This is a genomic window from Flavobacterium xinjiangense (genome assembly GCF_900142885.1).
GTDB classification, from domain to species: domain Bacteria; phylum Bacteroidota; class Bacteroidia; order Flavobacteriales; family Flavobacteriaceae; genus Flavobacterium; species Flavobacterium xinjiangense.
Genome location: NZ_FRCL01000011.1, coordinates 126,923 through 134,097, shown reverse-complemented (window position 1 = coordinate 134,097; position 7,175 = coordinate 126,923). Strand labels below are relative to the sequence as shown.

6 protein-coding genes are annotated in these 7,175 nt (G+C 34.4%); 2 read left to right on the top strand and 4 right to left on the bottom strand.

Features of this window, described 5'->3' with window-relative positions; translation table 11 throughout:
• Nucleotides 1-543: 543 nt before the first annotated feature.
• Nucleotides 544-900, top strand: coding sequence for a hypothetical protein (locus BUC23_RS13330; protein ID WP_139259881.1), 357 nt, complete (start codon nucleotides 544-546; stop codon nucleotides 898-900).
• 385 nt (nucleotides 901-1,285) lie between these two features.
• On the opposite strand, the gene carB is transcribed toward BUC23_RS13330, so the two are convergent.
• The gene (gene carB, locus BUC23_RS13325; protein ID WP_073210233.1) at nucleotides 1,286-4,138 is read right to left on the bottom strand and encodes a carbamoyl-phosphate synthase large subunit; all 2,853 of its coding nucleotides are present in this window, start codon (nucleotides 4,136-4,138) and stop codon (nucleotides 1,286-1,288) included.
• A gap of 157 nt (nucleotides 4,139-4,295) precedes the next feature.
• Nucleotides 4,296-4,457 carry a 50S ribosomal protein L34 gene (rpmH, locus tag BUC23_RS13320; protein WP_007136275.1) on the bottom strand — a complete coding sequence of 54 codons (162 nt, stop codon included), beginning with the start codon at nucleotides 4,455-4,457 and terminating at the stop codon, nucleotides 4,296-4,298.
• Nucleotides 4,458-4,620: 163 nt separating this feature from the next.
• Here rpmH and BUC23_RS13315 point away from each other — a divergent pair, with 163 nt between their 5' ends.
• On the top strand, nucleotides 4,621-5,136 hold the full coding sequence (locus BUC23_RS13315; RefSeq protein WP_073210231.1) for a hypothetical protein: 516 nt from the start codon (nucleotides 4,621-4,623) through the stop codon (nucleotides 5,134-5,136).
• Nucleotides 5,137-5,199: 63 nt separating this feature from the next.
• On the opposite strand, the gene BUC23_RS13310 is transcribed toward BUC23_RS13315, so the two are convergent.
• Both BUC23_RS13310 and BUC23_RS13305 read right to left on the bottom strand, forming a co-directional pair.
• Nucleotides 5,200-6,093, bottom strand: coding sequence for a lytic transglycosylase domain-containing protein (locus BUC23_RS13310; protein ID WP_073210229.1), 894 nt, complete (start codon nucleotides 6,091-6,093; stop codon nucleotides 5,200-5,202).
• A 47-nt stretch (nucleotides 6,094-6,140) separates the two neighbouring features.
• Complete coding sequence (locus tag BUC23_RS13305; RefSeq protein ID WP_073210227.1) at nucleotides 6,141-6,803, bottom strand: alpha/beta hydrolase; 663 nt, start codon at nucleotides 6,801-6,803, stop codon at nucleotides 6,141-6,143.
• Nucleotides 6,804-7,175 lie beyond the last annotated feature (372 nt).

The following is a 7,175-nucleotide window of genomic DNA, read 5'->3' as shown; positions in this document are numbered from 1 at the left end:
GGTTTTGATAGTTCACCTCTGTTTTCCTTTGAATAAATTTAATATTTTTTATCAAATACAAAGTAAAGGCAGTTTTGCAAACTGTGCCCACAACAATAAGCTACTAACTCAAAAAACTATCCCACAAAAAAAAACCAAACGGGGCTTTTTCAATATCAATAAATCGAAGTTTTTATTTACTCAAATACATTTTTCTTCTAGAGTACAATTCGTAGAACTGATCGTCTTTCGGCCATCAATTTCGCAGCTCTTTCTGCCTGAATAAAAATGACAATAACAATGTGCGATGCTTTTTGGAATACTTATTAAGAATGGTAACTGAAAAATGCGAAATTATATGAGTGGTAAGTTTCATGAAAAGTCAACCATAATAAATCTACTTGTTTTTTATTCCAATTATTGAAAAATTAATTTATATAAAAATTAGTTATATTTTCATAATTCACAGATAATCACTTCAACCATTCATATTTAGCTACATTTGACAACTAATCCTTATTTAAACAAAAGGTGAAAATTCAACCCCAATTAAAAAATCATTTTATGATCAAGAAACAAATACTCGCATTTTTATTTATTGCGCTATCAATTGTAAGCTGTAGTAAAGACGAACCAACATCATCGCCAGCAATTGCATTTACACAGGCAGAAGGAAAAGCTGTAAATGGACAATATACTATTACTGGAACAATTACGTCATCAGTTTCGTTATTAAAGGTGATTGTTACAAAAGAAGGGGATACTGCTCCATTCATCATTGATGACACAACAGCAAAAAATAAAAACAGCTATCCTTACTCTTACCTAATTACTGGTATTACCAAGGACACTTACATTATTATTGATGTCTATGATCAAAACAACACAAAAACCTCTACGAGATTTTTAATCAGAGTTTAGTAGCACTATTAATAACCAAAAAGCTCATTTTTACATTTGGGCTTTTTTTATCTTTAAATTTCAAAGGTGGTACGTACAAATATATTATACGACCAAGTGGTCCTTTCAAAAAACACACACCCACAAAAAAAAGCCCCAAACGGGGCTTTTTCAATATCAATAAATAGAAGTTTTATTTACTCAAATACATTTTTCTTCTGGAGTACAATTCGTAGAATTGATCGTCTTTCAAGTCATCAATAAACAAGATACTTTCCCCGATAGAGCTGATATAACACAATCGGTAGCGCAGTTTTGCAAACTGTGCCCGCAACAATAATCCACAAACACTATCCCACAAAAAAAGCCCCAAACGGGGCTTTTTACATATAACAAATTCAAGTTATCATTTACTCAAATACATTTTTCTTCTGGAGTACAATTCGTAGAATTGATCATCTTTCAAGTCATCAATAAACAAGATACTTTCTCCCGTTGATTTCATTTCTGGTCCTAAAGCTTTGTTCACATTATGGAACTTGCTGAAAGAGAAAACTGGTTGCTTGATTGCAAATCCTTTCAACTGTGGGTTGAAAACAAAATCAGTTACTTTCTTTTCACCCAACATTACCTTAGTCGCATAGTTCACATAAGCTTCTCCATATGCTTTGGCAATAAAAGGAACCGTACGAGACGCTCTAGGATTCGCTTCAATGATATAAACGATATCATCTTTTATCGCAAACTGAATATTGATTAAACCAACGGTTCTCAAAGCCAACGCAATATTTTTGGTATGGTCTTTTATTTGCTGCATCACAAATTCTCCTAAGTTAAACGGTGGTAAAGTTGCGTTACTGTCACCAGAGTGTACTCCACAAGGTTCAATGTGCTCCATAATACCTATGATGTACACATTTTCGCCGTCGCAAATCGCATCAGCTTCTGCTTCTATCGCACCATCCAAATAATGGTCTAAAAGTAATTTATTTCCTGGAATCGTTTTCAATAAATTGATAACGTGCTCCTCTAATTCTTGTTTGTTGATTACAATTTTCATTCCCTGACCACCCAAAACATAAGAAGGACGAATCAATAATGGAAAGTCCAAAACATCCGCTAAAGCCGAAGCTTCGTCAGCCGTTTCGGCAATTCCAAATTGTGGGAAAGGAATTTTTAAGTCGGTTAACAATTCTGAGAAACGTCCTCTGTCCTCGGCTAAATCCAAAGCGTCAAAACTCGTTCCTATAATTTTTATACCGTATTTCGATAATTTCTCCGCTAATTTAAGAGCCGTTTGTCCCCCTAATTGCACGATTACCCCTTCTGGTTTTTCATGTTGGATAATATCGTAAATATGTTCCCAGAAAACCGGTTCGAAATACAATTTATCGGCTGTATCAAAATCAGTCGAAACCGTTTCTGGATTACAGTTGATCATGATGGTTTCGTAGCCACATTCTTTGGCGGCAAGAACACCATGCACACAAGAATAATCAAATTCGATTCCTTGTCCAATTCTATTTGGGCCTGACCCAAGAACAATTATTTTCTTTTTATCGGTAACAACACTTTCGTTGTCAACATAACGTGTACCGTCTGCTTTTTCTATTTCGGCTTCAAAAGTCGAGTAATAATAAGGCGTTTTTGCTTTGAACTCCGCCGCGCAAGTATCCACTAATTTGAACACACGATTGATGTTCATTGTAGTACGCAATGTATGTACTTGGCTTTCTAAACAACCTACCATGTGCGCGATTTGTCTGTCGGCAAAACCTTTTTGTTTCGCTTCCAATAACAATTCTCTTGGCAAAGATTCTACTTTATAGTTTGAAATTTCTTTCTCTAACGTATAAAGTTCTTCGTATTGTTTCAAGAACCACATATCGATTTTAGTAATTTCATGAATGCGGCTCAATGGAATTCCCATCGCGATAGCATCATAAATCACAAAAACACGATCCCAACTCGCAAAAGTCAGTTTCTCGATAATTTGTTCGTAATTTTTATACCCTTTTCCGTCAGCACCTAAACCATTTCCTTTGATTTCCAATGATTGAGTCGCTTTGTGTAAAGCTTCTTGGAACGAACGTCCAATTCCCATTACTTCACCAACGGATTTCATTTGAAGTCCCAAAGTTCTGTCAGCTCCTTCGAATTTATCAAAGTTCCAACGAGGAATTTTCACAATCACATAATCCAAAGTTGGTTCGAATAAAGCCGAAGTTGATTTGGTAATTTGATTCTGCAATTCATCTAAGTTGTATCCCAAAGCCAGTTTTGAAGCAATTTTAGCAATAGGATAACCCGTTGCTTTTGATGCCAAAGCAGAAGAACGAGACACACGAGGATTGATTTCAATCGCTACAATATCTTCTTTATCGTCTGGCGAAACGGCAAACTGCACGTTACAACCTCCGGCAAAGTTTCCGATGCTTCTCATCATCAAAATAGCGTAATCACGCATTTTTTGGAAAGTCGTGTCAGACAAAGTCATTGCTGGCGCAACCGTGATGGAATCTCCGGTATGAATTCCCATTGGATCCATATTTTCGATAGAACAGATAATCACAACATTGTCGTTTTTATCTCTCAAAAGTTCCAATTCGTATTCTTTCCAACCCATTAAAGCCTTATCAATTAAGACTTCGTGAATTGGTGATGCTTCTAAACCTCTGGTTAAAAGTTCATCAAAATCTTCTTTTTTATAAACAATAGCCGCTCCGGTTCCACCTAGAGTAAACGAAGGACGGATTACTAACGGGAAACCAAATTCCTGAGCGATTTCTTTTCCTCTAAGATAAGACGTACATATTTCTGCAGGTGCAGATGGCACTCCGATTTTTTTCAAAAGCTGTTTGAACTGCTCTCTGTCTTCGGTAATATTAATGGCGTTTACATCAACCCCGATTAATTTTACTCCAAAATCTGCCCAAATTCCTTTTTCATCTGCTTCCAGACACAAGTTCAAAGCGGTTTGTCCTCCCATTGTAGGCAAAACAGCATCAATTTGAGGATGCGCTTTCAGGATTTCAATGATTGATTTTGTAGTTAATGGCTTCAAATAAATATGATCAGCCATAGACGGATCAGTCATAATCGTGGCTGGATTCGAGTTTATCAGGATAACTTCGATTCCTTCTTCACGAATAGAACGTGCAGATTGTGATCCCGCATAATCAAATTCGCATGCTTGACCAATAACAATAGGACCTGAACCTATTATTAAAACTGATTTTATGGATGTATCTTTTGGCATTGTGTTGTAATTATTGTGTTGTGTAGTTATTTTTTTTCCAGATCAAAGTTACTCTACTTTAAACCCTTAGCCGTAAACCTTATTCTTTTTTTAACGATTAGGTATAAAAAAAGGCGATACTAAAAAAAGTAACGCCTTATTTATGTTTATACAAACATTATTTTTTGTGTCTTGGTTCGCAAGAAACAGTCAATTTATGTCTTCCTTTAGCTCTTCTTCTAGCAAGAACTTTTCTTCCATTCGCAGAAGCCATTCTGTCCATAAATCCGTGCTTATTTCTTCTTTTTCTTTTCGATGGTTGAAACGTTCTTTTGCTCATTGCTTTGTATCTTTAAAATCTTATTTATATGTCTTCCTATTTCGAATAACTGTTATTCTAAAACCGAGTGCAAATATACAAAGACTTTTTTTTCTCGCAAGCAGTTTTGTAAAAATATTTTCAATTCATTTTACTATATTTGTGATCTTAAAATAATCACACTATGTTTCACAGAAATATTAAACTTATTATCGCCGGACTTATTATAGCTACTGGCATTTGGCAAATGACCGAAGGAAATATCGGTAACGGAATATTCCTTATATTATTGAGTGCAATTCCTATTTTTCTTTACTTCAAAAACGAATTTATTTTACTTGCCTTCTTAAAATTAAGAAAACAGGATTTTGAGGGTGCCAAAAAATGGTTAGCCTACATCAAAACCCCGGAAACGGCTTTGGTACAAAAACAACAAGGATATTTTAATTACTTACACGGAATCATGCTTTCGCAAACGAATATCAATCAAGCAGAGAAATATTTCAAAAAAGCAATCGAACTAGGATTATCAATGGATATGGATTTGGCTGTAGCCAAATTAAATTTAGCGGGAGTTGCAATGACACGTCGTCGTAAACTTGAAGCTACTACCCTATTGAATGAAGCCAAAAAATTAGACAAACAGAATATGTTGAAAGATCAGATTGTCATGATGAAAGAACAAATGAAGAAAATATAATTTTTTTATACTTATCGAAAAAGGGTCAAATGTATATCATTTGACCCTTTTTTTGTTTTGAGATTAATACCCTTTCAACGGAATTTCAATCTGATATTTTTTTCCTGTATCGTTTATTAATTTGGTTTCTCTAAGCCAAGGATTATGTATTTTCAAGATTTTATAATTGATTCCCTGTCCTTTAGCAAATGTTGCCAAATCTGTAATTGAACTATCAATTTCGATTGTTCGCGTAGGCAAATTTTCATACATATCAGCAGGAAGTATATTAAAATCATATTTCACTGGATTTTTCATGATCTCTTTCAAAGCTAAAATCCTAAAAACATAACGAGAAGTCTCTTCGGTAAGCAACAAATCGTAATAATTAGATACTTTTTGAATGTCAATTTGCTTGTTCACACCCGACATTCCTCCGTTATAAGAAGCTGCTGCCAAGGTCCAGCTTCCAAATTTTGCTTTGGCACTCAAAAAATAACGACAAGCCGCTTCCGTAGATTTCACTAAATCATAACGTTGGTCCACATTTTCATTGACTTCCATTCCACGTTCTTTTGCGGTTTCGGGCATGAATTGCCAAACTCCCCTTGCTCCTGCTGGAGAAACTACATTGACTAAACCACTTTCTATTACTGCCAAATATTTAAAATCATCCGGAATACCGTTCTTTTTCAAAATAGGTTCAATTACCGGAAATGCTCGATTGGCTCTTTTTATGGCCAAAATCGTAGTTGCATGCAAATTGATATTTACCAGCAATTCTCTGTCTAAACGTTCTTTGACATCTGATATCTTCAATGGCGTTTCTTCTCCAGCAAAATCAAGTTTTACCGGAAAATAATCAGAAACTGATTCTTTGGCAATTTTATTCTTCGCTTCATCTGTGGTTGCAAAAACAAACAGTCCGCTAACAAAAATCACGGTGCTAATTATTCCAACTTTTTTTATCAATTCCATCTTTTCTACTTTTAATTTAAACAACTTCACAATAATCAGTCCGCATCCTACTTTGAATCTAAAATAATAGCTGGTAAATTTTCATTCAACCATTTGTATTTATTCAAAATCATAACATGAGTTCCGCCTTTTACAACGGTACAATTCTTAATATTTTTTATTGGAAAAACATCATCCATATCGCCATGTATATGAATCACACTTTCATCAACTACCGTTCTGTCCCACAAAACCACCTGTTCTACAGCCCAATTTAAATAACCAATATCCCGAACAGAAAGAAATCTTTCATACAATTTCAGTCGTTGATTCACTTTTTCCCCAAATGAAAATTTAGCCAGACTTTCGATATTCAAAATCAAACTCATTGGAATCAGTTTATAGGCTTTGGTCGTTTTGGCAATTTTCAATCTTCTGGGAAATTCTAGATTACTTTTCACACTCGAAATAATAATTACTTTTCGAACATCCATAAATTTCGCCATTTCTTGAACTAAAATACCACCGAAAGAAACTCCTATCAAAACTGGATTCGGTTGTTTAATTTTAGCTGCAATTCTTTTGGCGTAGTCCGCCAAAGTTTCCTTGTCAAGCGGAATTTCCCATTCTAAGAAATGAATTTCAAAGGTATCCTCAGGAAGTGCAATTCGCTCAAAAATTGCAGTACTTGCCGCTAATCCCGGCATTAGATAAACAGGTATTTTACTCATAATTCCTATTAACGTTTTTATACAAAGCTCCGGTTTACGATCTCTAATTTTTTATAAAATTAAATTTTTAATTGAAATCAAGCTGATTTAAGCCTTTATATTATCAATAATTTATGACTGCAAAATTAACTGAACGGAATAAAAAGTTGAAAAGTAATTTAGTTTGTCCAAATGTTCTAATTATCGATATTTACTGACAAAGAATGAGTTACGCCAAGATAGACACTAAAATTATTTGATATTGAAAATCAAATCAATACCTTTGTATAGAATATTTCGACAATAAATAATAATCCCAAAAATACATTTTGGATTTATTAGAAACATTATTTCACAGAAAATTACGGTAGCAATACCTATTAGTACTTCAAG